Source organism: Chitinophaga sp. sic0106, from assembly GCF_019219075.1.
Taxonomy (GTDB): Bacteria; Bacteroidota; Bacteroidia; order Chitinophagales; family Chitinophagaceae; genus Chitinophaga.
The window spans coordinates 82330-107297 of record NZ_JAHUWJ010000006.1; the positions used below are offsets into that span (position 1 = coordinate 82330).

The following is a 24968-nucleotide window of genomic DNA, read 5'->3' on the forward strand; positions in this document are numbered from 1 at the left end:
AACAGGATGAATCTAAAAGGTGACATTTAGCCCGAACACAAAAACCTTTTGGTTGGGGTAGGCTGTTTCCAGATCGGTATAACCTACTTCCGGGTCCATGAATTTCATTTTGCTGAACGTCAGCAGATTTTGCCCGGAGAAATAGCAACGTAGGCGTTGCATTTTCATCGCTTTGGAAATACGGGCAGGAAGCGTGTATCCCAATACCGCAGTTTTTAAACGCAGGTACCCTGTTTTCATGATCCAGAAATCAGAATTCTGGGTATTGTTGGCATAGGGTGACTGATTAGCACGCGGATACTTTGCATCTGGGGTAGAGGGTGTCCAGTGATTATTATAGTATTCATATGCCGAATTGCTATTGTTGTTGTTGAAAGGAACGGTTTGGAATCCGCGGATGTTCAGGCCTGACAGGGCTGATCCCTGGAAAAATAAGCTGAGGTCAAACCCTTTCCATGATGCGCTGGGAGTAAAGCCGTAGGTGATAAAAGGATATACGGGGTTACCAATCACCACTTCATCATTGGCGTCTATTTTTCCATCGGGTTTCCCATCCGGGCCGCTGATATCTGCATAGCGGATATCACCGGGGTGAAGTACGCCAAACTGGGTAACATTGTAGCCATCATCGCTATTGATGATACCATCCTGATTTTTATCGTCTGCCATAGAAAAGAGGCCTTGCGCACGGTAGCCGAATTGTGTGCCGAAAGGTCTGCCAGTTCTGCTACGGTTGGGATTATTACGGGTGGCCGCCGTTTCAAATATTTGCTCCATTTTATTCTTCGCATAACTGAAATTACCAGTCAGGTTTAGTTGGAGTCCGTTTGAAAAACGGTGGTTGGTACCTGCCACTACTTCAAAACCCTTGTTAACCATGATACCCTGATTTTCATCGGAAAGATTCAGACCGTATTCCACAGGCACCGTTACTGCCGGAGGCAGCAGCATGCCTGTCCTTCTTTCATGAAAATAATCTACTTCAAGTGTGAGTAGCCCTTCCCATAAGGAGGCATCCAGCCCTACATCCGTTTTGGTGGAGATTTCCCAGGTGATGTTGGTATTGGCTTCCATGGTGATGTTAGCACCTTGTACCATATTACCGTTGCCAAAAGCATAGGCATTGCCGTATAAATTATAGCCATTCAGGTATTGGAAGGCTGATCCGGCCAGGTTACCCGATTTTCCCCATGATCCTCTCAGCTTAAGGTAGTTGAGTGCGGAGGGACGAGCAGCCATGAATTTTTCTTCTGATAAAATCCATCCGGCTGAGAAGGCCGGGAAATAGCCCCAGCGTTTGCCGGGAGCAAAATAGTAGTGGCCATCATAGCGGCCGGCTGCTTCAAAAAGATATTTATGGTCATAGCTGTAACCGAACCGGTACACAAATCCAAGTTGACTACCGGTAACCGTAGAACCGTTGTTGTCAAAATCATTTTTATTGGAACTGCCCATGCCCAGTTCGTCAATGTTTACAGCGAAATTATTCCGCCGGGCAGAGAAGCCGGTAGAGTCGTTTTTGCGTGCTTCAGCAACAAGCAAACCAGTAACATCGTGCTTGCCGAAGGTATTATGGTAATTGAGGAATCCCTGGTAGGTGAAGTACTGGTTTTTGGCATATTCCTGATTGAGCCAGGTGTAGGCTGCGGCGTTACCCTCCGAAGTGGATATCTGTTTCGTATAGGTGTAAGGGGTAGTGGTAGTATTCTGTGAGTAAAAATAAAACGGTGTATGCCATCCTTTCACCATTGCATCGTTTGGATCGTAGCTGAAGGTTCCTTTAATGCTTAGTCCTTTGATGAACGGCAGCTGTTGTTCAACCGCAAGTGTGGTGAGCAGCGAGGTAGCTTTGCGGTGGGAGTAACCCGCATTCAGAATACCTACCGGAGAGTTCCCGGCAAATTCACCCCACAGGCCATTACTGTAATAAAGGTTCGTGATGGGAATCAGTTTGTATGCGCTACGGAACAACTGCCCCGGTGTGGTAGCAGCATCCACACTGTTGGTGTTTTGGATGGCGCCAATCAGCGCCATAGACACCATCGTGGTGGGGGTGGCGCTTACTTCCATGTTTACGTTGTAGTCGTAACGCTTATAGTTCACAGGAGCGAACATACCATCCTGGTTGAGGTAACCAAGACCGGCGTAATAGCGGATAACTTTGGTGCCACCGCTTAATTGCAGGTTATAATTTTGCATGGGTGCCTGCATGCGTACCAGGTCTTTTGTATTGCTGATTGGGTATTTGTCGGGGTCCTTCGCGTTCATGGCGGCATAATCATTGATGTAATCCGCAGCGAAAGGTTGTTGTGTGCCACCGGGGTTTTCATTCATATAAGCCTCATTACGCAGGCGCATATAATCCTGTGCATTCAGCATTTTAGGATAATAGGTAGGCGTTTGCCAGCCATAGTAGGCGTTGAGTGAAAGCGATGGAATGCCTGTTTGACCACGTTTGGTGGTGATAAGGATTACCCCGTTTGCACCCCCCAGCCCGTAAGGTGCTACAGCAGCGGCATCTTTTAAAACCGTGACAGAAGCGATAGAGCTGGGGGAAATTTCGTTGATGTTATTGCGGATGATACCATCCACTACGATGAGCGGGGAGTTATTACCTGTAGTGGCGATGCCCCTGATATGTATATCAGGATTGTCTCTTCCCGGCTGCCCGCCATTAGGACGCATGCTGATACCGGCAACATTCCCTGCCAGTGAATTGGAGATATTGGTAACCGGCGATTTTGCCAGCTCTTTTCCCTGTACGGCGGATACAGAGGCGGTGGATGATGTTTTTTTCTGTGTGCCGTAACCCACTACCACCACTTCATTCAAACCACTGGCACTTTCTTTCAGGACTATGTTGACAGGATCGGCGGTACTCAGGATTTCTGCCTGTTCATAACCTACGTAGCTGAATACCAGCGTCACGCCTGCTGTGGCTTGTAACTCAAAATGCCCTTTTTCATTGGTCATAGTCCCAATGTTGGTACCTTTTATTTTTACAGACACGCCAATAAGCAGATCACCACGTTCATTGGTGACGGTGCCGCTTATTTTAATGGCGCTGGCATCTCTGGCGGCTATTATGATTACATTATTATCCATTGCAGCATACCGCAGGGTAGTGCCGCTAAATGTTTGTGTCAGCACCTGCTCAACGGTAGCATTTTCCGCATGAATGGATACCGGTGGTTTTTCCGGCAGAATGTCGTCACTGTATATGAGGCGGCAGTGGCTTTTTTGTTGAATCGTTTTCAGTACTGTTTTTATACTGACTTTTTCCAGGGAGATGGTAATCCTTTCCTGTGACGGAGTGGTAGCGTAGGCAGGCAGGATGTGAGTAATAAGTAAGGCCAGGAAGAGCAAACATGGCATACCGATATGCAGACTTTTATTAAAAGTCCATAGAATCATTGATTTCATAACATGGAATGATTTAGGTTGAAGGAAAGTATCGTAACCGGATGTGTAATGATTTTAGGTCATAACGTTTATTTTTGAAGATGAATAATAGGCTGTTAATTATGGATGTATACGTCCTTCCCGCTGATCTGGAAACGGAAAGGTCTGGAGAGTTGCAGCATTTTCAATGCTTCGTCTATTGATTCTGTATCGATGATGCCGGTAAACCGCAATTGTTGGAGGGCGGGAGATTCGAAATGAAAGTTGACACCATACCACTTACTCATTTTATTTGCAAGTATTGCAAAAGGATCATTGTCAAATATCAGTTTATTATTTATCCAGGAGATTTCAGGAAGCTGGCCACTGCTGTCTTTCTTCAGGTGCGTTGGCTGAAATACTTTGACTGCTTGGGTTACCGGTACGGTCAGTTTTTCTTCAGGCTGCAGTATGACGGTTTGTTCCTGGAATGATACCGCGATTTTTCCGCGGACCAGCGTGGTATACACAGCGCTGTCATCCGTATAGGCTTTCACGTTAAATGCGGTTCCAAGTACCCGGATATTTATTTTCCCGGCATGGATAATGAAGGGGATGGCTTCATTTTTTGCGATATCAAAGAAGGCCTCACCGCTGAGTGTAATCTCCCGGTATTGTTTGCCAAAGCTGTTTTTGTCATAATGTAGTTGCGTATTGGCGTTGAGCCATACGATGGAACTATCGGGGAGAACTACCCTGGATTTTCCGGCAGCCACACTTAGCTGTTGTAATGCAGGAGTAGTAGGGCGTATCTGTAGCCATCCGAACCAAAGGAGGACTATTACGCAAGCAGCGATGGCCGCAGTTTGTAATCTGCGTAATACCGGGCGATGCCGGAGCGGGGTCAGTTGCGGCTTTACTGCGGCCCATATGCGGTCTTTGCCATTGCTGGCGTCCGCTGCATCCTGTATGGGTGTTTCCCAGACATTGGCGGCCAATTCCCTGGCCGCTGCTGCATCGGAATCTTCTTTCAACAATGTTTCCAGTTCAGCTAGTTCCGTGGTGGATATTTCTCCACTGAACTGCTTTCCGAGTAGTATCCATATACGGTCGTTGCTCATAGTATTAGTGAAAATGATGGGAAAAGGCATCCGTGGGTATAAGACAACAGGAAAATGTAAATACCCCTAAGGCAGGGAGAAAATTTTTGTGGAGTGGGTTATTGGGCGCCAGGTAAGGAAGCAATTAAGATTGCTTTCATTTTGGTTAGTTTTTTTAAAGCGATACCTACCTGGTTTTCTACTGTTTTTATGGAGATATTGAGGAGGAGGGCTACTTCGCGGTATTTGAGGCCATCTTCTTTTACCAGTTTAAAGATGAGGCGGCACTGCGGCGGCAGTTCATTAATGGCCCGGTTAATATGCCGGATCATGTCATTGCTGATGAGTTGCGCTTCCGGACTTACCTCATATTCCGGTGAATAGGATTCATCAAGCAGCTGTGTTTTCTGTGGGGCATATTTTCGTAGATAGTTTAGCGAAATGTTGCGGGTGGCCGCATATAGGTACCATTTGAGGTTATTGGTTTGACAAAGGCTTTCTCTTTTTTTCCATATGGCTATAAAAACATCTGCTACTATTTCTTCTGCCATTTCCCTGTTGCGAACAATGGCTGTGGCTAACTGCAGCAATGGAGTACAGCAACAGTCGTATAATTCTTTAAATGCCTGTGTGTCACCGCCGTATATTCTTCTTTGTAATTCGGGAATATCGTTGCGCATAAAGTAAAAATACCCAAATTATGTAAAGGCGCAAATGTTAAAATATTAAGTGTCGTTAGTACAATTGTATTGTTGTTGTGATCTCGTTAATCAGTATTGATTTTACAGAATTTGTTTAAATAGTTGACCAAAGGAGGGTTGACTTTATTATTTTATTAATTGTCTGATCGACAAATAATTAAATTTTTTAAAAAGTTTTTTTCGTTTGAAGATGATATGGGTTATCGTGTTGTTTGCCTGAACGCCAAAGGTGACATATCCGTTTTGGCGATTGAAATAGTTTGTCAAAAGCTCATCTAGGTGTGCTGAAATCTGATGGTGGACTTTCTCCCTGGCGATAAACTGGCGATTGTAAAAGCGTTCGGGGTAATTGATGAGTTAACAGTTGATAACTATTGTGAATCTTCGTCCGAGATAGCATTAAAAAATGCTGCTAAAGAGCTTTTGCGGATGAAGTGTCATCTGATCAAGGCGTCCTTTTATTTTTTTCCATGAGTATTCTCCATCGAGCATCATAATAGGTTCCTTGAAATCAATGTCATTGTGATAATCCAAGGCTTTAAGAACCATAATAGGATTTCTGGATGAATATTTTTCACTGTAGGCTTCTAACATATCAGCCAGTGGAAGGTAAGCTGAAAGGTAAGCGATATCAATGAAATCTTTTAAACGCGTACCATTTCCTGTGATTGCATTTAGTTTCATTGCTGCAATGTCTTTTAGGCTTGCCATTCGTACCCCTTCTTCTTCAGTTAATGGTTGAACTAAGGGATAAGCATGCGTAATTAAATCGACTTTAACCTCCTGAATTCGCCCTTTAATTGTATTTCTTGCCTGAAAATCTAATTGAAAGCTATAATTAGTTTCCAGTTCAGTTAAGACAGCATCTTCATTGAATGGAGCTATAGTGAAGAGATCAAGGTCAATACTAATACGGTGACCAATCAGTAACGCAAGTGCCGTTCCACCTACCAGAAAAAAATCCTGTAGATGCTCATCTTTCATTAAACTTTTTAAGAGTTCCAGTGTGGATTCGCTGACTGTTTCTTTTCGTAGCATTTCAAATCAGATAATGGTATATTAAATTGGTGACTTACAAAGTTCATATCTTTTTCGTTAAGATAGGGTAGGCTTTTTATTGCCTCCTTAACACCATCAATACCATATAGATTTAACATGCCATACCAGTCGTTAGGCCATCCTCGTTCAATTACCCTTTGCACAACAATATTTCTCATGCTTACAAAATCAAAATTTGATTTGTCATACTCCCAAAATAGGGAAGTATTGATATGCGCATCGGGGTGATTTTTATAAGTATCGAAAAACATGCAATATATACGATTGTAAATCAATAAATAATATTGCAAAAATACAAATAAAAGTTCAAACGGGCATTTCCATTTGTCATTGGATTTTAGATAAATAAAAAATTGTTGAAAGTGTCATTTCCAAGCGGAAATGATCCCTGGTGTGAGACGAATCAATTAAAGGGACATCCCATTTTCACCATATTTGGCTAATTCAATCGTGAACTCACTATATATCGTGCATGAATATACGCCATTGTTATACAATATACTGTTTTCCAGTTAGTTAACTATTTGGCATGTCGGTTGTAACCGCTGGAGCAGCAAAGAAACCAACAGACATGCACACCGGTAAATCATATAAAATAACAGACTTCCTTTTCTGGACGAGAAGACGCATCTATATACTCATCCTTCTCAACACCATCCCATTGGTTTTATACCAGCTCCTGGGATGGAAATGGATCGCGGTACCCTGGGTAGTGGTAGCACTATTAGGTACCGCCACCGCTTTCATTGTAGGGTTTAAAAACACGCAAACCTATAACCGCACGGATGATGGTCATGTGATTTGGGCGCATATCAGTAATCTCAGTAAGGCCTGGGGACTCATGTGCCGCGACTATTTCAAGGACGCGGACTTTGTTAAAGAATTGCTGAACCGGCACTTTGCCTGGCTCACCGTGCTCCGCTACAACATGCGGGAAATACGCGTATGGGAAGTGGCCGATGCTGGCTACAATGCCGAATACCAGCGCTACTACCGTATCCCGGAACGCCAAACGGATCTTGAAACAACGCTGGCAAAATACCTTCCGGCAGCGGAGTTGTCCGCCATATCCCGGTCGCACAACATGGCTACTCAGCTGCTGGCGCTTCAAAGCAAAGCAATAAAAAACGCCTTTGATGTCCAGGAAATAGTACCACTGCAATACCTGGAAATGCAGCGCACACTCAATAACCTCGTGAGCCAGCAGGGGCATTGCGAATCACTGAAGAATACACCGTATCCCCGTCAGTATGCTATTATCAATAACATCTTCGTACACATGTTTTGCTTCCTGCTGCCATTTGGCCTGCTGCGGGAGTTCGATAAGCTCAACGACAGTGTTTCAGGTATCATGAAAGGACATATGATCTGGCTGCTGATTCCTTTCAGCGCCATCATTTCCTGGCTGTATACCACGCTGGAACAAGTAGGAGAGAGCACCGAAAATCCGTTTGAAGGAAGTGCCAACGATGTGCCCATATCGCAAATATGCAACGCCATTGAAATTGACATCAGGGAAATGTTAGGCGAAACGGAATTACCCGCGCCGATCCTGCCGCAGCATGACATCCTCGTGTAAATACATCTCTCCATAAAAAATAAAATATACAATGATTAATTTTAGACAATTTTTTAGCTCCACGATTGGCAGAAAACTGATTATGTCCATGACAGGCCTTTTCCTCTGCCTGTTCCTGATAGTGCACCTGGGCGGTAACCTGACGCTGTTTGCAGGCGACGAAGGCTATACGTTTAATATTTATGCGCATTTTATGACGCATTTTCCACCTGTTGAAATAGCTGCCTATACCCTTTACATCGCTATACTCGTACATGCGTTTTACGCAATTGTACTAACGATCAATAATCGCAAAGCACGGCCTGTGAAATATGCAGTCGCCCCTAAAGCACCAGTACGCTGGGCCTCCCTGAATATGGGTTTACTGGGGAGTATAATTTTCCTTTTCTTGGTTATTCACATGAGTAATTTTTGGGGGAGATATAAATTCACAGAGGGCAGTTACCGCGAATACCGGAAAGACCTGATGACGGGCGAAATCACGAATGCATTGTACGTGCCGGAATCGCCTGCGTTTGACTATGCTGTTACACAAGAGGGCAATATCGAAATCGTACGGGTGAAAGACCTCTATGTGATCGTAACCCATAGCTTTAGTTTGCTCTGGTATGTGGTACTCTATCTCCTGGCTATGGTCGCGGTTGCCTATCATATGTATCATGGCTTCCAAAGCGCGTTTCGGACGGTGGGAGTGGTGCATGGCCGCTATACACCAATAATTCGGGGGACCGGTATCTGGCTGTTTGCGGTAATCATCCCGGCGGCATTTGCATCTATGCCTGTTGTGTTTTATATAAAGAGTTTGATGTAGTCAGAAAATCAGGCAAGAGGTAATAATAGCACGAATGGGCCACTAAAATATTAAACACATCTCAGAACAGTAAATTATATTTGCCCCATATATTCTTTACGATCTGCGAGAGATGCAAAATGGATCAGCGTGGCCCCGAATAAAAGCAGGTAGCTATTTATCAACCTAATTATGACAAAATTTATCTCTGTACTACTGTTTGTGCTGCTGTCAAACAGTGCCTGGTCCCAACATAAAGACCTGTTTAAAGCCATTGCCGCCGAAAATTATCAACAGGTGGAATCCCTGTTAAACAACGGCACAGCCGTGAATGGTGTTTACCAGCACGAAACTGCGCTGACCATCGCCACGCTTACCGGTAACCGGAAAATGGCCGAGCTGCTTATGGCGAAAGGAGCCACTCTGTCTACCCAAAATTACCAGGCATTCCAGTATGCTATCCAGTTTAGCGTGTACAACCTGATCGGTTTGTATGTTGCTAAAATGCCGGGGGCCGACTGGAAAACCTACCTGCCGTATCACGGGGTAGTACAGGAGTTCCCGCCACAGGCCGCCCGATGGGTGCTGGACGATTACCTGCCCGGGACTACCGCCTCTGCTGATCCGGAGTCCTTGCCCTACCTCCGGCTTGCCAACGATTCCAAACGGGCAATAGCCGCGGTGGACACGCTCCTCAAATATGGTGTTCCCACCAACCTGGTGGACGAGGACGGGCAAACAGCCCTGGACCTCTGCTATGCCATGGATTATCCCCGCCTGGCCATGATGCAGCACCTCATCCATAGGAAGTTTCCATCCAGGGAAGGTGTAGGGCCCGCGCAGCTGGCGTACGCCGGCATACTCGCTAAAAACGATTCTTTCGTCATCAGCATATTGCAAAAAAATCCAGGTATCATCAATACAGTCATGCGGGGCAATCCGCTACTCCATACGGCACTGTTATCCGGAAACGACCACCTCTCCGATACCCTCCTGGCACTGGGCGCCAACCCGGCCCTGACCACCACCTCCGGCAGAAATGCCGCTCACGTGGCCGCCATAGGTAACTGCCAGCGCTTCTTTCAACGGCATCATCAACTGCTGATGCCACTGATGATCAGGAAAGATTCTGCCGGCCTTAACGGCCTCGAAATCGCCCTGGTATATGGAAAGGATCAGTTTAAGGACTTACTCCTGGGATATTATGTGGATACCGCCGGCGTCAGCTCCAAAGTATTTCCGCTGATAGCTACGCTCGCACAGGAAAATGAAAACATAGCCTTTACGGATGGCACCTTCCGGTTTGTAGCCCAGATGATCCAGCGAAATAATTTCCGCTATTCCAATGATCCGGCCGACCTGGAACCGCTCTCCAATTACGTTAAAAATACAACGCCGTCTCCGGCCACCATTACTTATTTCATAAATCTGCTGACGCATGTAAAAGACTCCGCACTTACCACCACTACATTTCAGAGCTGGTACGCACATCTTAACCGTCAACAGAAAACAGCCTTGTTAAGGTCCGCCATTGACCGTAACGCCACCCTGTTTTTCCTGGCTAAGCAAATGGATGCTGCCACACTGTGGCCAGTGGTGGCGGAATGGAAGGCCGACCTGCAACAACCTGGTCCTTACATGGAACGCCTCACTATCACCGCAGCCCATGCAAAAAACTGGGACTTCCTGCGACTCCTCATCCAAAATGGGGCAAGGGTAAATGATCCGGGAGCAAACTATTCCCTCCTGTTTGCCTGTGCCGCCCAGGGCGACCTTGAAATGGTTCAGTACCTGCTGGCACACGACGCGCGATTAGCCCCCAACGAAATAGATATCCTATTCGAATCCACTGACTACCTGGGCGAAAGACCCGTGATCCTGCAGTATGTACTGACCATGGAATTGCTGCGAAAGCAAATGCTCACTGTAAACCCTGGCGACAACCTGCCGCTCCATCAACCCATCACCAAAAGAAGGAGTGACCTGGTGAAATTCGCATCCCTCTCGCAATTGCAGCCACAAAATGTACATATGAAATTGCGCCAGCTCCCAGCCAAATTCGTGACGGGCTTCCCGGATGAGATGAAGCCAGGCGCAAAGCTGACCTTCGGCCGGCTGGGAGAAATGTCCTTTACAGCCAAAGAATTGGACTACCCCAGCAGCTATAACTCCAAAGCTACCCTCCGGTATTTCTCCTTTACCGCGTATATGCCCGATTTTGGTCACCGGCCATTTATTAACATGGGCGACCTTTCGCCCGCGGATCTACAGGCAGCCAAACTGCGCTCGGATACCAGACTAATCTTTGAACTGCCTTATATTCCATATGATTCATTATATCCTGTTTCCTTCCCGATTGCAACCATCCGAAACGATAATTACAATACCCTGAAGCCACTGATCAAAATCACTCACCTGAAAGATACAGGTATTGTTATCAGTGCAGGTGAGCAGGATACCTTTGACCTCAGTACAGATAAAGTAATAGCAACCATGCCGTTTGTGGCGGATAAATCGGCACTCATCAATATCAGCGTTACCATGCAGGAAGGCTTTAGTATTGATACTCCACAAAACAATCAGTTTATTGACAGATTACGTTACTATCAAAAAATAGAGGACATCAATAAAAAACTCATCAAATCAACTGTAGGGGATGGGAATGACTACAGCCATACCTTTGAGCATAAGAAGTATCAGACGGTATTGCACATCATGTCTGAACACGCGGTGCAGGACAATTTTTTGTTTAATATCCAGCAGGAACTGCAAGCGGAACTTGCCAGCATCAGCAGCTACAATACCCAGGTAAAAAGTGTGTACAGTGCACTGAACCAGGTACTGGTCAATCCCGGAGATAAAACGCAACTCCTTCAACTGCTCGATAAACTATTATCCGAAGTAAATAATGCGGAGCTAAAACAAAAACTACAACAGTTAAGGGAACAAGTGAAGGAGAGCAATAACAGCATCGCCATCATAGAATTGGTAGCCACCTTTCTGAAACACGGCGTATTTGGTCCGGTTAATTATTCCGTGATTCATGTGCAGACTTTATTGTTCGAACTCAGCCAGTTCCTTACCAGGCAACACTTGCAGGATATGTTTGATCAGCATTTGAAGATTGCAGAAAACAATAAAATCTGGAATAATAACAATATGCTTTTCAAAGAAACAGATGTGGATGGAAAGGGAAGTATAATTATCAAAAACTTAGTAGGTAAAAAATGAAAACAAGGGTATTGCTATCGCTGGTGCTGCTGCATCTCTCATTGGGCACATGGGCGCAATCGTCCAAATATGGAGACGAATTCCTGGATTGGGTAAAGGAGGATCTGCAGGAACAGTCGCATAAACTGGCTGATGAAGATGTGCAGGTGAAATGGCAGAATTTCTTCACCGCTAAATCTACCATGCGACTGCAGTTGATGGAATTTATTGACTCGAGCCTGAATGTGCTGCAAACAGGGATGGTACGGTTTGAGGCTACTTATGATTCCTTGCAAAAGCTGCCGCTTACTGGTCCGCAACAGTTACAGCTGGCAATAGAACGCTATGAAGATGCCCGTAAAAATCAAATAAGGTTGAACGATCTGGGCTATTACATGTTGCGTGCCCGCAGGATCATTACAGATATTGATTCGGCCGTTACTGTTCCCGCTTTTCTTCATTCCGGGTTAGTGTATGCCGGCCGGGAGCTGTTGTTTGAATCGGTGCTGAAAATGGGCAATAATGTCGCTAATACAGCCAGTGATAAATTCGCAGTATCAGCATCTGCCAGCTATACAGAAAGTTCAGATGGTAGCTCCGGTGAGTGGTCAGGCAATAATAATATGGGTAATGCTGCCCTGGCCTCTATGCCTTTCTACTATGAGGCTATGGTGGGTGCTTATGGTGCAGAGGCAGCCGCTACTTACTTTCCCTATGTATTTATTGTGGTGATGGCCTACCAGTTTTATCAGAGCGATCAGGAGTTAAAACAAATGCAGAAAGTTTTTGACGGTATGCATATGCTGAAAGATAAAATTATTCGCGCTGATAGCCTGCACCGCTTGTCCAACCGGATTTTTTACGAAGAATATGAAAAGCGAAAACCATTTTTAACACAGGGGTCCCTCTTTCTGGATACCCTCACCATGCACTGGAGGCAGGCGATCGTGTATAATAACGCCAGAACCAATGCTGCAGCGCATATCCTCACTGCAGAAAAATTGAAAACAATAGAGCAGCAGTATAATATTTCAGATAGTATTAAAGCAATTTTTGATCAGTCGCTGTTAAGCGACGTGCTGTTATATTCCAGCAGGAGCTATCGTGAATTGCAGCAATATAAAACTGATTCGCTCCGTAATTTCACCAAACGTCAGCAGGATTTTCTAAAGCTGGATTTGTATGAGCAAAATAGGGAGAAGTTAAGTTTGCTGGTGAATGAATGGATCAATAACAGGAAGTTAATTCCGGTTACGAGCTATCTTAATTACCTGAAAACACTGTTGGTACAGGATAGCATCACTATGAGGGACGACCTGGTACATGGGCTGCCTTTTAAAACCAATAAACAGTCATTATCGGCAGTCAATAAATTTTTTTCCAGGGAGATGTTATTGAAAGCCGGGTCAGGTGCCACGTTAAAAGGAAATAAAAAGCGAATGAATAAGTACCATGCGCTGATATCCGTGGTAGCGACTTTTGACGAGCGGCCGGCTTTCTACTACCTGAATTTTGATGGTGCATATGGATTAGGATATAACTATGGTAACTATCATAACAGTCTTAATAATGGCGGGGCCAATCCATTAACAGATATCCTCGGCTCGGTGCGGGATGGCGGTTTTTCTACCGATAACAGGGGAGGGCCATATGGTGTAACCGAAATTGCAAAGGCCAGGACTAACATCAATAATCGTGTGGCTTTGCTGGAGCAACGCCAACAACAACTGGAGGAGATTACAAAGGAATGGGAGATAAAGAACACCGCTGCGCTGGGTGCTAAACTGGCTTATTCTACCAACCTGTTACGCAAATACGACTATAACAATACGCGTGTAATGCAGGAGTGGGGCAGCAGTGGTAGTCAAACAGTCAATTTGCCTAATGTGATCCCCTTCCGGTTAATGACCACACCGGCAATGCCGCAGGGCATTCCGGGCATTCCCGAAGTGGGAGCGGATCATCCGCTAAAGCAAATACTGACGAATGATGGGTTGCAATATGAGATGTTTAAACGTGATCTGAACATTACCCGGATCAGGAAGGAAATCCTGGAATACTATGCCCAGGGTAAACCGCATCCGATTTTTACAACCAATAATGATTTCCAGGTATACGGGCAAAGGCTCAACCAGGTAGGTCGGTACGCTTCTGTGTTTAGTGATAAGTCGTCCGGTACGTATAATAAATACCCGCTGCAGTGCGAGCAGGCTGCCACGCATCATATCAACAATATGAAGCTGTTGCGCTTGTTTAGTGAGGGGCTGATACCGGAGGCGGTTTTAAACGAAGCGTCTGTGCTTAATCCGGAGCTGTATGCCTATGAGATAGGCAATATGCTCAAAGAATTTGGTAACTCCTGTAATGCCGCCGATGCTAATGGTGATACGCCCTGTAACTTGTATGTATCGATGGCATTAAACCGTATTTATGGCCTGGATGGATTTTATAAAACGAATGACAATGGCACAAAACGCTATATGACGGCCAATGAAATCTTCAACTACCTGGGTAGTGAGCCCCAGGGCTGGAAAGCAATAGGCCAGGCTACAGTGCAGCAAAACCTGTATGATGCGGCATTCTACGCCAGTCAGGGCAGGGCCGTTGTTTTTGTGAGTGCAGGTCAGGCACACGGGCATGTGGCCATTGGTATGCCTTCCCTTTGTGAAGATGTTTCCGGAGGAGCTGCCTATGCGGGACTTAAGCTCCCGCGGGTGACGAGCTTTTTCCTGGGCCGCCCGGAAGCCAGCTTTTATAATCGTCCTATGTCATATGCCTGGTCTGATCCGCGGGGTGTAATGATTTATGTATGGGAGCCGAAAAAATAAAAGCAAAATTCCATTAGCAGTTGCAATAAAAATAGGCTGTAACAAAATTTTGATACAGCCTATTTTCATTTGGCTACCTGCGTCATTCTCAGGATGCTCATTTATTTTTGATAGCTCTCTTTTGTTTGTCAGGAAATAGCTGCTGCTATTAATTTACTGGCACAACTTTATCAGGCTCTGGTAGCAGGATTGGTGTAACCACCACCTTCGGCGCTACTTTCATTCTTATCAGGCCAAAGGAACTGGCGCTGAGTCCCCAGATCACACCCTGGCCGATTCTGCGGGTTTGTCCGCTTGGTTTAACACCACCAGGACTATTATAATCATCCCACAGCGCAGAAGCCCAGCCAGAGAGATAACCTATGCAATCGGCCTGTACAAAGGCACAGGGACTAATCACCTCGCCATTACCTGGCTGAAGGATAATATCCCCGCCGCCAAGAATAAGATCTGCTTCCCTGAAGGCTTCATACCAGTATTCATTAGAGTTGGCCCCAATACTGAGGATGCCGTTAAATAACTCGCCCTCGTTTTCAGCGTACTTTATGCCTGCATATTTCTTTTTCAGGTCTTCCACTTTGCTTTTAAAGCTGGTGTAAAATTGATCGTAGGTAAGATTTTGTTTGTACAGGTCATTGAACGTAGCTTCTATATCAGCTACCATGGCATATTCCCTGCTGGTAGCGAGCGATTTAAGCTTGTTGTCACTATAGGATTTTGTCCATTGCCCTTGTAATCCTGTATCATAAAATTTAGCATTCAATTCATCCAGGCTGCGTACCGCTTCATCCGGATTAGCCAGCTTAATACCGGCGTAGGCTGGATCTTTGGCTACATAGGCAGCAGCTGCTGCGGCAATGTCTGCCGTGGTAGTGGTGAGTGTAGCTGCGCGCGACATGCTGCTGCCCTTAGTCCGGATAGCTTTGGCAAAGCTTTCTCCTGGTGTGGTGAGTTTGAACACGGTGCCGGCAATATAGTCCAGTCCGGAGTTGTGAATTTTTCCTGCTTGTGCGGTGGCTGCATTTACTTCAGCAACTTTTGCCAGTCCTGGATCTTCGCTGGCGGACTTATTACAGGCGATCACGCCTAACAGTCCACAAAATAGTGCCAGGAGTGATAACCGGAAGTTTAGGTGACTTGTTTTCATATATAGGTTTTGTTTGGTTAAGTGCGTTTGGGTAAGGATAGTCTTAGTAAAAAAGGATAGATGGGTATAACATTTTCGGCCAACACAAAATTCTTTTGCAGTATTGTTACCGCCGGGTCATAGTCTCCAAATATAATTAATGAATGGAATAAAAAACAACATTCAACAGCGGTATTTTTTTAGAATAAATTTACTCCTGCAAGTATACCGCAGTGAAATAAAATACGGTAAGATCACTTTTGAATGGGTTTTGTGATAGCTGCGGTGGTATTACATTTCATGGTAGTTATGTAGTTGCCGTCTCAAAAAAAATATTCAAAATATTTTCAGAAAAAAATCACTACAATTGAAAAAAAATTATATCTTCATTTCAACAGAAAAGAATCTGATATAGGAGCACACTGAAGACCCATAGTTAATCCACTACTACCTGGAAAACAACAGACGAACCCATAGATTCGATGATGACATTATTTATTAACCTGATTATATGAAATAAAATCAATTTTACTGTCCTGCTAATTGATCGCTTAACCTGAATCAATTCACACACGGGTAACAGTTTAGTCGAGTATTACTACAAAGCACTTGTGGAGTTAAATCTCCTCCTGTAATTCTTTACCCTAACTTTTCCTGGTTCATATTCCGGGAGGACAGCTATGTAAATTTTAGAAATAATGGGCAAACAGACGGCACTGGTTACACTGGTACTGGTCATGTATTGCTGTACCCCTTTGTGGGCACAGTATCGCATATCCGGTAAAATTTCAGACAGCACATATTCCCCTATTGCTTATGCCACTGTAGCGCTGATGCAGGACAGCATCCGCGCTGGAATTGGTTTTACCGATTCCACAGGAAGTTACACCCTGGCAGCTATTGCACCCGGTAAGTATCAGCAAGTAGTTACCTATCTGGGTAGTAAACTATGGGAAAATACAGTCCATATCAGCAGTGATACGGTAATGGATATACGAATTTTGGAAGTGACCGGAAAAGCACTGTCAGGCGTTACCATCACCGCTAACAGAAAGCTGGTAGAGCAGGTGGGAGATAAGTTGGTAGTGAATGTAGAGAATAGCTTCCTTGCCACAGGTTTTAATGCAACAGAAGTTTTACAGCGTAGTCCGAAATTAACAGTTGGTCCGGATGGTACGGTACTGATAGGCAACAGGAGTGTAACGCTGCTGGTTAACGGCCGTAAAGCCACCTTACAGGGAGCGGCACTGGGCAGCTTCTTATCCGGCCTCTCCGCAGAAGAAATTAAGCAAATTGAAATACAAAACAACGCCTCCGCAGAGCAGGAAGCCGCTGCCGGTGGCGGAGTGGTAAACATTGTCCTGAAAAAAAAGCTGAATGGTTTTAAAGCGATTGCTAAAACGTCTTATCTGTTCCGGCAACAGGAGTATGGTACTTATAATGGTAATATCAACCTGAACTATGGTTCTGAAAAGCTGGCAGTGTATTCAGTATTGGGGTATAACCATAACCGTGACCTCGGTAAAACAAACGGTAGGTTCGCCTATCAATCCGGTGTCACGAATGCCAATACTGCCACTTTTGATCAGCAGGATAAAAGCCTGGACCTGAGAACAGGGCTGGTGTACTACCCCGATAATAGAAATGAATTTGGTGTAGAAGCCTATTTGAACAAAAATAATTTCAACTTCAATGAGCTTGGCACACAAGTGCTCACCGTAAAAAATACCGCACCAGTCAATAGTAATATACATTCCATTTCAGGATTTGAAAACAAGCCCTGGTACATCACCCTTAACTATGGCTATAAAACCGATACACTGGGAAGTAGTATCCAGTTTATTGGTGATATAGGAAGAGATAACAGCAGGCCTTTTAATGACGTGCAAACCAGCTATCCTGCTGACGAGGTCCGGAACAGCCACTACATCTACCATACTACCGCATTATCTGATTATTATACCCTGCAGGCGGATTGGACACAGAAAATCAGCAATGGTATTACTTTTCAGGCAGGGGTTAAATATGGAGATGTTAAACGCAGCAATGTATTAATTCCGCAATACCTGAAAGATGCCCGATGGGTTATTGATGAAAATCAACACCAGGACTTCGATAATCACGAAAGCATACTCGCCGGCTATGCTATGGCCAGTAAACAGTGGAAGGCCCATTTTGTTAAGCTGGGATTAAGGGCGGAAAACACGGCTATTAAAGGTTTAAACAGAATTAATTATAAAGATGTGAGCCAGCACTATTCCAGGCTGTTTCCTAACATCTTCTATAAATATAACTGGACCGCAGATAAAGGTTTTTCTGTTAACTATAAACGGAGTATCACCCGCCCATCCTTTGCGGACCTGAACCCTTATACCGTTAAGCAAAACGATTACCTCTATCAAATAGGGAACCCTTACCTGCAGCCATTTTACATGGACATGGGTGAGCTGAGTCTGGACCTGCCTGCACAGTCGTTTACCGTTTTTGGCAGAAAAACAGTGAATACCATTCAGGGAGCCTACTATACAGACACCAATCTGGTCAACTATTTCCAGCCCCAGAACTTCGGTAGATTTTTTGAAACCGGGATCGATCATAATTATAGCGGGAATGTAACCAATTGGTTTTATACCAGTGTCAGTACCGGGATCTTCTATAATTCCTTTGAGGCAATTGATGGTGTAAACACGGCGGGACTCTCATTTTACAATAATATCTATCTGCATTTCAGCCTCGCTAAAACCTGGTCGGCCGATGTGTTTAACAACTATCAGCACCGGTATCGGAATAAAAATCTCTTAGGGGAGCCGAAATATAAAACCGATGTAGTAGTAAAGAAAACTATCCCCGGTGCAGGTTTGATATTGATGCTGCGTGCCAATGATATTTTCAATACCCGCATTGATGAAAATCTGTCGTACTACAAGGATTTTACTTCCTACTTCTACATGAAACGCCTGACCCGGAGCATTTTATTCTCCATACAGTATTCATTTGATAACAAGAAGAAGGTAAGTAATATGAGAGTGAGTACTGACAATGAAAGCAGACAAAGACTATAACGCTATATAGTAAAACTCGTTGCAACAAGGAGATTGCTGAAAATCCTGAAGAGAGTAAGCATGAGACTTAAAACTTAAAAACATGAAAGCAAAAAACAATTTAAAAGGTCTGGAGAAAAAAGTAACTCCCCTGAAACAAAACGAACAAGGTAAACTGAAAGGTGGTTTCTCTGCATTTGGTGCCACTGAACCAGTTAAAACCGAACCAGTAAACGTAAACGTGGACGTGGCTTCTGGTCATACCTGTGCTTGCGCTTGCAAATAATTTGGAACGTTAAAGCCGGTTTTAGCTTGCTAAAACCGGCTCTTTATGTAAGCTTTCTAAACATAATCGTATGAAATTAAGTCGATTCAATACCGCCGTGCCATACGGTGATGCTATTGTATATCATAACTCCTTTGCCAATAAGTTCTTACTCCTGGATACCTCCCTGTATGATATGCTGATGGTGATCAAAACCCCGGCAGACGTAGAAGAGCTCTATGAAATCCATGAGGAATTTTATGACGCACTGGTAGATCTTGGATTTATAGTGGAGGATGAAATAGACGAATTGCAGCGTGCCCGCGACCTCATTACCAGTATCGACAATCAGGATCACTACTTTCACCTGATTGTGAATCCAACTATGAACTGTAATTTCAGTTGCTGGTACTGCTACGAAAATCATGAACGTAAATCCAGGATTACCGACGACGTGATTGATAAGATCGAGCTGTTAATTGAAAATATTTTCCGGCAAAATCCCAGCATCCAGATTTTCAGCCTCTCATTTTTCGGTGGAGAGCCATTGCTGTTCTACGATAAAATGAGTATTTTAATGAAACGCGCCAAAGCCATTACTGACAGGCTGGGCAAGGAACTGCAAATATCTATTACTTCCAACGGTTTGCTGATCGACAAGGAAATTATTGAAGAGCTGAAAGGATATATTGTTTCAGGATTTCAGATCACCCTGGATGGCAACCGGGAGCAGCACGACCAGGTACGTTTCGTGTCCAAATCAAAAGGCTCCTATGACAAGATCATTGCCAATATCAAGGACCTGGCCAGGAACGGCTTTATTGTTACCCTCCGCATCAATTTTACCGCCGCAAACCTCAACGGCCTGGAAGATGTGATCAACGACCTGGATGATTTGACGGTAGAAGAAAAGAGCCTGATTTCTTTATCAATGCAGAAGGTATTCCAGGAGCCCGGAACGCCTGAACTGGTGGCACGTGTGGCTACTTTTAAAGAATACGCCAAAGAGCGTCATATCATTCACAGAAGCGCTATCCTGGCGGATACGGTACGCAGCTCGTGCTATGCAGATAAGGTAAACGAGGCAGTTATCAATTACAACGGAGATGTGTACAAATGTAACGCCCGTGACTTCAATCAGAAAAACAAGGAAGGCGTATTAACCGAACAGGGAGAAATCGTTTGGAATGAGCAACATACCCGCCGGCTTACACCCAAGCTGACCAATAAACCTTGCCAGGAGTGCTCTATCATGCCTATTTGCGGTGGTGGTTGCAGCCAGATGGTGCTGGAGAATCTCGATAAGGATTACTGTGTACATGAATTTGATGAAAACAGTAAAAAGCAACTGGTGCTGGAAATGTTTTTAGATCAGCAAACTACAAGTATATAAGATGAAATTTTTTCCTCAGCATGATCAGATGGATTGCGGGCCCGCCTGCCTGGCTATGGTAGCGTCGTACTACGACAAAATCTATGGCCTGACCTATCTCCGTGAGCATTCTTTTATTTCCAGGGAAGGGGTATCCCTCCTGGGGATAAGTGAGGCGGCCCAGCGGATAGGCATGGAAACGCTGCCCGGGAAGCTCACGATCGACATGCTTGCGGAGGATAATACGCCGCTGCCGGCGATCCTGCACTGGAATCAGAATCATTTTGTGGTACTCAGCAAGGTACACCGCCAGCTGTTTACCGGTAAACTGCTCTTTACCATTGCAGATCCGGCGCATGGCTTCATTACATTAACGCAGGAACGCTTTGCGCAGCAGTGGCTTTCGGACGGAGAGGAGGGGGTGGCGCTTTTTTTGCATCCCACCGCGGCTTTCGAAAACTTCGATCCGCCGAAGGAGAATAATGCCTCCATCCGTTACCTGTTTAGCTACCTGGTTCCGCATAAGCGCCCGCTGATATGGATGCTGCTGCTCCTGTTGCTGGGTTCCTGCATTTCACTCACGTTTCCGTTTCTTACCCAAAGCTTGATTGACCGGGGCGTGAATGGCAAAAACCTGCATTTCATCACCCTGGTATTATTAGCGCAGCTAAGCCTGTATTTAGGCTCCCTGGGTATGGAATTGCTGCGCAACTGGATGATGATGGTGGTGGCTACCAAGGTGAATATTCAGATTATTTCGGATTTCCTGCGGAAACTGCTGAAGCTGCCGATTAAGTTTTTTGATACGAAGCTGATGGGAGATTTTAATCAGCGTATAGCCGATCACGATAGGATAGAAACCTTTCTTACCTCCCAGAGCCTGCTGACGTTTTTTTCCATGATCACCTTCCTCGTGTTTTTTGGAGTGCTGTGGTATTACAATCCGCAACTGCTGCTCATTTACCTGGGACTTAGTACCGTAGCGGTTTTGTGGTCGCTGTACTGGATGAGGCAACGTAAGATCCTGGATTATTTCAGGTTTCAGCTGCGCAGTGAAAATCAGCAGTCGATCTTTGAAATTATCAATGGGGTCACGGAGATGAAGCTCAACCAGTTTGAAGATTATAAAAGAACGGAGTGGGAAAAAATCCAGCATAAGATTTTTAAGGTAAACATCCGTAGTATGAAACTGAACCAGCTGCAGCTGTCTGGCTTTGAGTTTCTGAACCAGCTGAAAAACATACTGGTAACTTTCATGGCGGCTTCCCTGGTGGTAACCGGCCATATGACGCTGGGTGCGCTGCTCAGCGTGTCTTATATCATCGGGCAAATGAATACGCCGATTAACCAGCTGGTGAATTTTTTCCGTTCGTTGCAGGACGCCAGGCTGAGCATGGCACGTCTCAACGAAGTACAGCAGCACGAGGAGGAAGATGCCATGGGAGCAATGAGTAACGGTCATGAACACACGCTGACGAGTCTGGATTTTAGATTGTCGGGATTAGATTTTCAGTACGAAGGACCCGCATCTCCCTATGTTTTAAAGAATATAAACCTGCATATACCCCAGGGAAAGGTGACAGCTATTGTAGGGGCCAGCGGAAGCGGGAAAACCACGCTGATGAAACTGTTGCTGAAATTCTATGAACCGGTGAAAGGGCAGATCACGCTGGGGGAAAGCCCGTTGCAGGGGGTGTCGCACCTATGGCTGCGGCGCAATAGCGGTGTGGTGTTGCAGGACGGATTTATTTTTGGAGATACTATTTTGCGCAACATAGTATGCGGGGAGGAGGAGATAGATATGGAGCGCCTGATACATGCCTTGCGTATTGCTAATATCAATTCATTTGTAGAACAGCTGCCGTTGCAGCTGAACACGAAGATAGGCGCCTCCGGCAGTGGTATTTCCGGAGGGCAGCGCCAAAGAATTTTAATTGCGCGGGCGGTGTATAAAAATCCGCAGTTTCTCTTTTTTGATGAAGCTACTTCCGCGCTCGATGCGGAGAATGAAAAAGTGATCCACGATAATTTGCAAACGTTTTTCAAAGGAAAAACGGTGGTGATCATTGCCCATCGGCTATCAACCGTAAAAAATGCGGATCAGATCATTGTATTGAAGGAAGGCCAGATTGTGGAATTTGGCACTCACCCGCAGTTGGTGGAAAAGAAAATGAATTATTTTAACCTGGTGAAAAATCAGCTGGAGTTGGGGGTATAGTCATACCACTTTATGTCCGTTTCCAGAATCTTATTTTTACCATAAATGTTTGCTCATAATTATCCCAGTCCGGGTTGTGTTCAACATAGAACCCATATTTTTCAGTGGGATGTGTGACCACAAAATTGCGTTCGTAGATGTTGATATATGCCGGAGGTACATTATTCTTAAATAACTGTAAACACAGCTCATAGGCCCTCAACCTTTCAGCGGCACTGGCGTAACTATAGGAATATGCAAACTCAGTCAGTTTATCATTTTTGAATTCAATGTATTTTACGGGAGAAAGAATTTTGTTTTTCTTTTTTCTACTCATATCATAGTAGATTTTAGTGTTTCCTCCATCCGAGATAAGTGCATTTTCCCTGGTAAAGAACAATGCTGCTACCTCAGGTTTTTTCTGCGTAAAGCTGGCCTGGGACATGCCAATTCTGATACCGAGCAGGTCGGAAATACTATCTATCAACACGGCGGTTCTTACCATGGCTACTTGGGTTTTCACCTCTTTCTCCTTCTCCCGTGTCTGTACTATTTGCTCCGCCTCCATATTATAGATGGAGTTAGGGTGCTTTTTTATGAATGCTGCCGGTCCCGTGCCCCAATCCTTTTTTTGCGCTGCAATTTCTTCTGCTGTTATGAGTCCTTTCGCTTTTTGAAAGGCCAGGCATGCATCATATAGTTTGCTTACAAATCCGCTGCGGCTTTGGTTGTCCTTGCAAAAGAAGTTAACGAAGGCGGTGGCATGCGTGTTAATCACCTTGCCATTTTCATAGATATTTGTTTTAACCGAATCTCCACTTTTCAGATGCAGTTTGATGAGGATCAGCTCCTCGCTCAGATTTTCCCAGGTGATTCCTTTTACTTTTGAGAGATCAATGTTTTCCGTCAGGTAAAGGAGATCCCTGCCGTCCATATTTTTATAGAGTGCCTCCGTTCCTAACTGGTTATGAAAAGCCAGGTTGAAACTACTTTCCGGAAAGCTAAATTCCCATTTTGTACCATGGTAGGTAAAGGAAAGATTGTTGGCTTCCATCTGGTAGCTGCTGATAACTTTTGAATAAGCATCCAGCGACTCGTAGGGGACGTTCTGTGCTTTTACCGGCAGTATTACAGCAAAAAATGATATAATTAGAAGAAAATGTTTCACGGGGTTGTTTTTATGCTTATTTATTAACTTCATCCCATTCCAGTTTGCCCTCATTGGTGATAAAGTAGACGGTAGATTTGTCCCTGCCATATATTCGTATATATGCCCTGTAGGTTGATGCATCCCGTAGCTCCCTGGCCAACATGTAACTACCGTTCACTGCCGCACTTATTTGAACATAGGACCTTGAGCCTGGTTGTGCGTTGGGGATATCAAAAGTCTCCCCGGTTTTGTAGTTATAAAACTTAGCTGCGGGAAACTGATAGCCGTAGTATGGGTGGCCACCCAGACCAAATGGCTTTCCTTCCATCAAAATAAACCAGTCATCGGTAAAATGAACGATGGTGGAGATATTATCGTTGTTAAACAGCCTTTTTCCGGTGGCATCTACCAGGTCGGATACCACATGGTCATCCACAATTTTGTTTAATACCGCTATGCCTACCCCCGGTGGAAAATTTGCGGTATTATGGCCTACCTGGCCTGGTACTCTTCTGACACCAATGCAGTATTTGAATTCGTCGTTATCCAGGATTTTTTTTCCATTCAATACAAAATAATTTATATCGCTGTATAGCTTATATATCTGGTTATTGCGCTCTGATTGATTGGGGTAATAAATCATGTAGGACACCGATTGATTGTCCGTTTGGCCGTCATCGTAGAAGTAACCGGCCTTCATCCCATCTATCTCTACCGGTGGTGGTGCGCCTGTACTTCCCTTTGTAGGTGACATCTTTAGTCCCAGTTCGGTGACACCTTTGTCGGCATCCCGTTTCCTTTTCATTTCTGCGTCCAATGCCCGTTGCTTTGCCAGGTTTTCGGCAGCAATGGCAGCATTTTTGGCGTCCTCTCGCCGTTTGTTTTCTGCTTTTCTGGCAGTGGCCTCTTTTTCGTCCTCCTTATCACAGGCGGGGCATATGGTATGGCCTTCCGCGTAGATATTTTTGTTGCGAAGGCTGTTTTTAGCGTATTTGCAAAATGATCCCGGCGTAGTGACGTGGGATTGTGCGGATAATTGGTTGACGGCAAAAAACAGTAGTACAGAGAGTAAGAACTTGATTCTTATCATAGGTGATTTTGTGCGGCTAAAATATAACTTATTATCTATAAGACGGCTACTTTTCGGTAAATCACCCGTAAGTATGACA

General features: G+C 44.8%; 15 protein-coding genes. 8 read left to right on the top strand and 7 right to left on the bottom strand.

Annotation, left to right across the window (positions count from 1 at the left end; all coding sequences use genetic code 11):
* Positions 1 to 12: 12 nt before the first annotated feature.
* The 4 genes from KW844_RS10980 to KW844_RS10995 all read right to left on the bottom strand — a co-directional run bounded on the left by KW844_RS10980 (position 13) and on the right by KW844_RS10995 (position 6220).
* Positions 13 to 3423, bottom strand: coding sequence for a SusC/RagA family TonB-linked outer membrane protein (locus KW844_RS10980; protein WP_255578348.1), 3411 nt, complete (start codon positions 3421 to 3423; stop codon positions 13 to 15).
* 95 nt (positions 3424 to 3518) lie between these two features.
* Entirely contained in the window at positions 3519 to 4502 is a 984-nt protein-coding gene (locus tag KW844_RS10985; RefSeq protein ID WP_218376774.1) for a FecR family protein, read from the bottom strand.
* 98 nt (positions 4503 to 4600) lie between these two features.
* The gene (locus KW844_RS10990; protein WP_218376775.1) at positions 4601 to 5161 is read right to left on the bottom strand and encodes an RNA polymerase sigma-70 factor; all 561 of its coding nucleotides are present in this window, start codon (positions 5159 to 5161) and stop codon (positions 4601 to 4603) included.
* 420 nt (positions 5162 to 5581) lie between these two features.
* Entirely contained in the window at positions 5582 to 6220 is a 639-nt protein-coding gene (locus KW844_RS10995) for a nucleotidyl transferase AbiEii/AbiGii toxin family protein (protein ID WP_218376776.1), read from the bottom strand.
* A gap of 550 nt (positions 6221 to 6770) precedes the next feature.
* Between KW844_RS10995 and KW844_RS11000 the strand changes: the two genes are divergently transcribed.
* The 4 genes from KW844_RS11000 (at position 6771) to KW844_RS11015 (ending at position 14648) form a co-directional block, all read left to right on the top strand.
* Positions 6771 to 7820 carry a bestrophin family protein gene (locus tag KW844_RS11000; RefSeq protein WP_218376777.1) on the top strand — a complete coding sequence of 350 codons (1050 nt, stop codon included), beginning with the start codon at positions 6771 to 6773 and terminating at the stop codon, positions 7818 to 7820.
* Positions 7821 to 7851: 31 nt separating this feature from the next.
* Positions 7852 to 8631 (top strand): succinate dehydrogenase cytochrome b subunit, encoded by a 780-nt coding sequence (locus tag KW844_RS11005; protein ID WP_255578349.1) that lies wholly within the window; start codon positions 7852 to 7854, stop codon positions 8629 to 8631.
* 171 nt (positions 8632 to 8802) lie between these two features.
* Positions 8803 to 11841 (top strand): ankyrin repeat domain-containing protein, encoded by a 3039-nt coding sequence (locus KW844_RS11010; protein ID WP_218376779.1) that lies wholly within the window; start codon positions 8803 to 8805, stop codon positions 11839 to 11841.
* Positions 11838 to 14648, top strand: a complete 2811-nt coding sequence (locus tag KW844_RS11015; protein WP_218376780.1) for a hypothetical protein — start codon at positions 11838 to 11840, stop codon at positions 14646 to 14648. The genes KW844_RS11010 and KW844_RS11015 overlap by 4 nt, the downstream gene beginning before the upstream one ends.
* A gap of 148 nt (positions 14649 to 14796) precedes the next feature.
* On the opposite strand, the gene KW844_RS11020 is transcribed toward KW844_RS11015, so the two are convergent.
* Positions 14797 to 15795, bottom strand: coding sequence for a hypothetical protein (locus KW844_RS11020; protein WP_218376781.1), 999 nt, complete (start codon positions 15793 to 15795; stop codon positions 14797 to 14799).
* 677 nt (positions 15796 to 16472) lie between these two features.
* Here KW844_RS11020 and KW844_RS11025 point away from each other — a divergent pair.
* The 4 genes from KW844_RS11025 to KW844_RS11040 all read left to right on the top strand — a co-directional run bounded on the left by KW844_RS11025 (position 16473) and on the right by KW844_RS11040 (position 22670).
* Positions 16473 to 18836 (top strand): outer membrane beta-barrel protein, encoded by a 2364-nt coding sequence (locus tag KW844_RS11025; protein ID WP_218376782.1) that lies wholly within the window; start codon positions 16473 to 16475, stop codon positions 18834 to 18836.
* 82 nt (positions 18837 to 18918) lie between these two features.
* Positions 18919 to 19101, top strand: a complete 183-nt coding sequence (locus KW844_RS11030) for a hypothetical protein (protein WP_218376783.1) — start codon at positions 18919 to 18921, stop codon at positions 19099 to 19101.
* Positions 19102 to 19171: 70 nt separating this feature from the next.
* On the top strand, positions 19172 to 20473 hold the full coding sequence (locus tag KW844_RS11035) for a radical SAM/SPASM domain-containing protein (protein WP_218376784.1): 1302 nt from the start codon (positions 19172 to 19174) through the stop codon (positions 20471 to 20473).
* Position 20474: 1 nt separating this feature from the next.
* The gene (locus KW844_RS11040; RefSeq protein ID WP_218376785.1) at positions 20475 to 22670 is read left to right on the top strand and encodes a peptidase domain-containing ABC transporter; all 2196 of its coding nucleotides are present in this window, start codon (positions 20475 to 20477) and stop codon (positions 22668 to 22670) included.
* Positions 22671 to 22680: 10 nt separating this feature from the next.
* On the opposite strand, the gene KW844_RS11045 is transcribed toward KW844_RS11040, so the two are convergent.
* Positions 22681 to 23850, bottom strand: coding sequence for a hypothetical protein (locus KW844_RS11045; protein WP_218376786.1), 1170 nt, complete (start codon positions 23848 to 23850; stop codon positions 22681 to 22683).
* Positions 23834 to 24889 carry a hypothetical protein gene (locus tag KW844_RS11050; RefSeq protein WP_218376787.1) on the bottom strand — a complete coding sequence of 352 codons (1056 nt, stop codon included), beginning with the start codon at positions 24887 to 24889 and terminating at the stop codon, positions 23834 to 23836. Before KW844_RS11050 ends, KW844_RS11045 begins: the two co-directional genes overlap by 17 nt.
* Positions 24890 to 24968 lie beyond the last annotated feature (79 nt).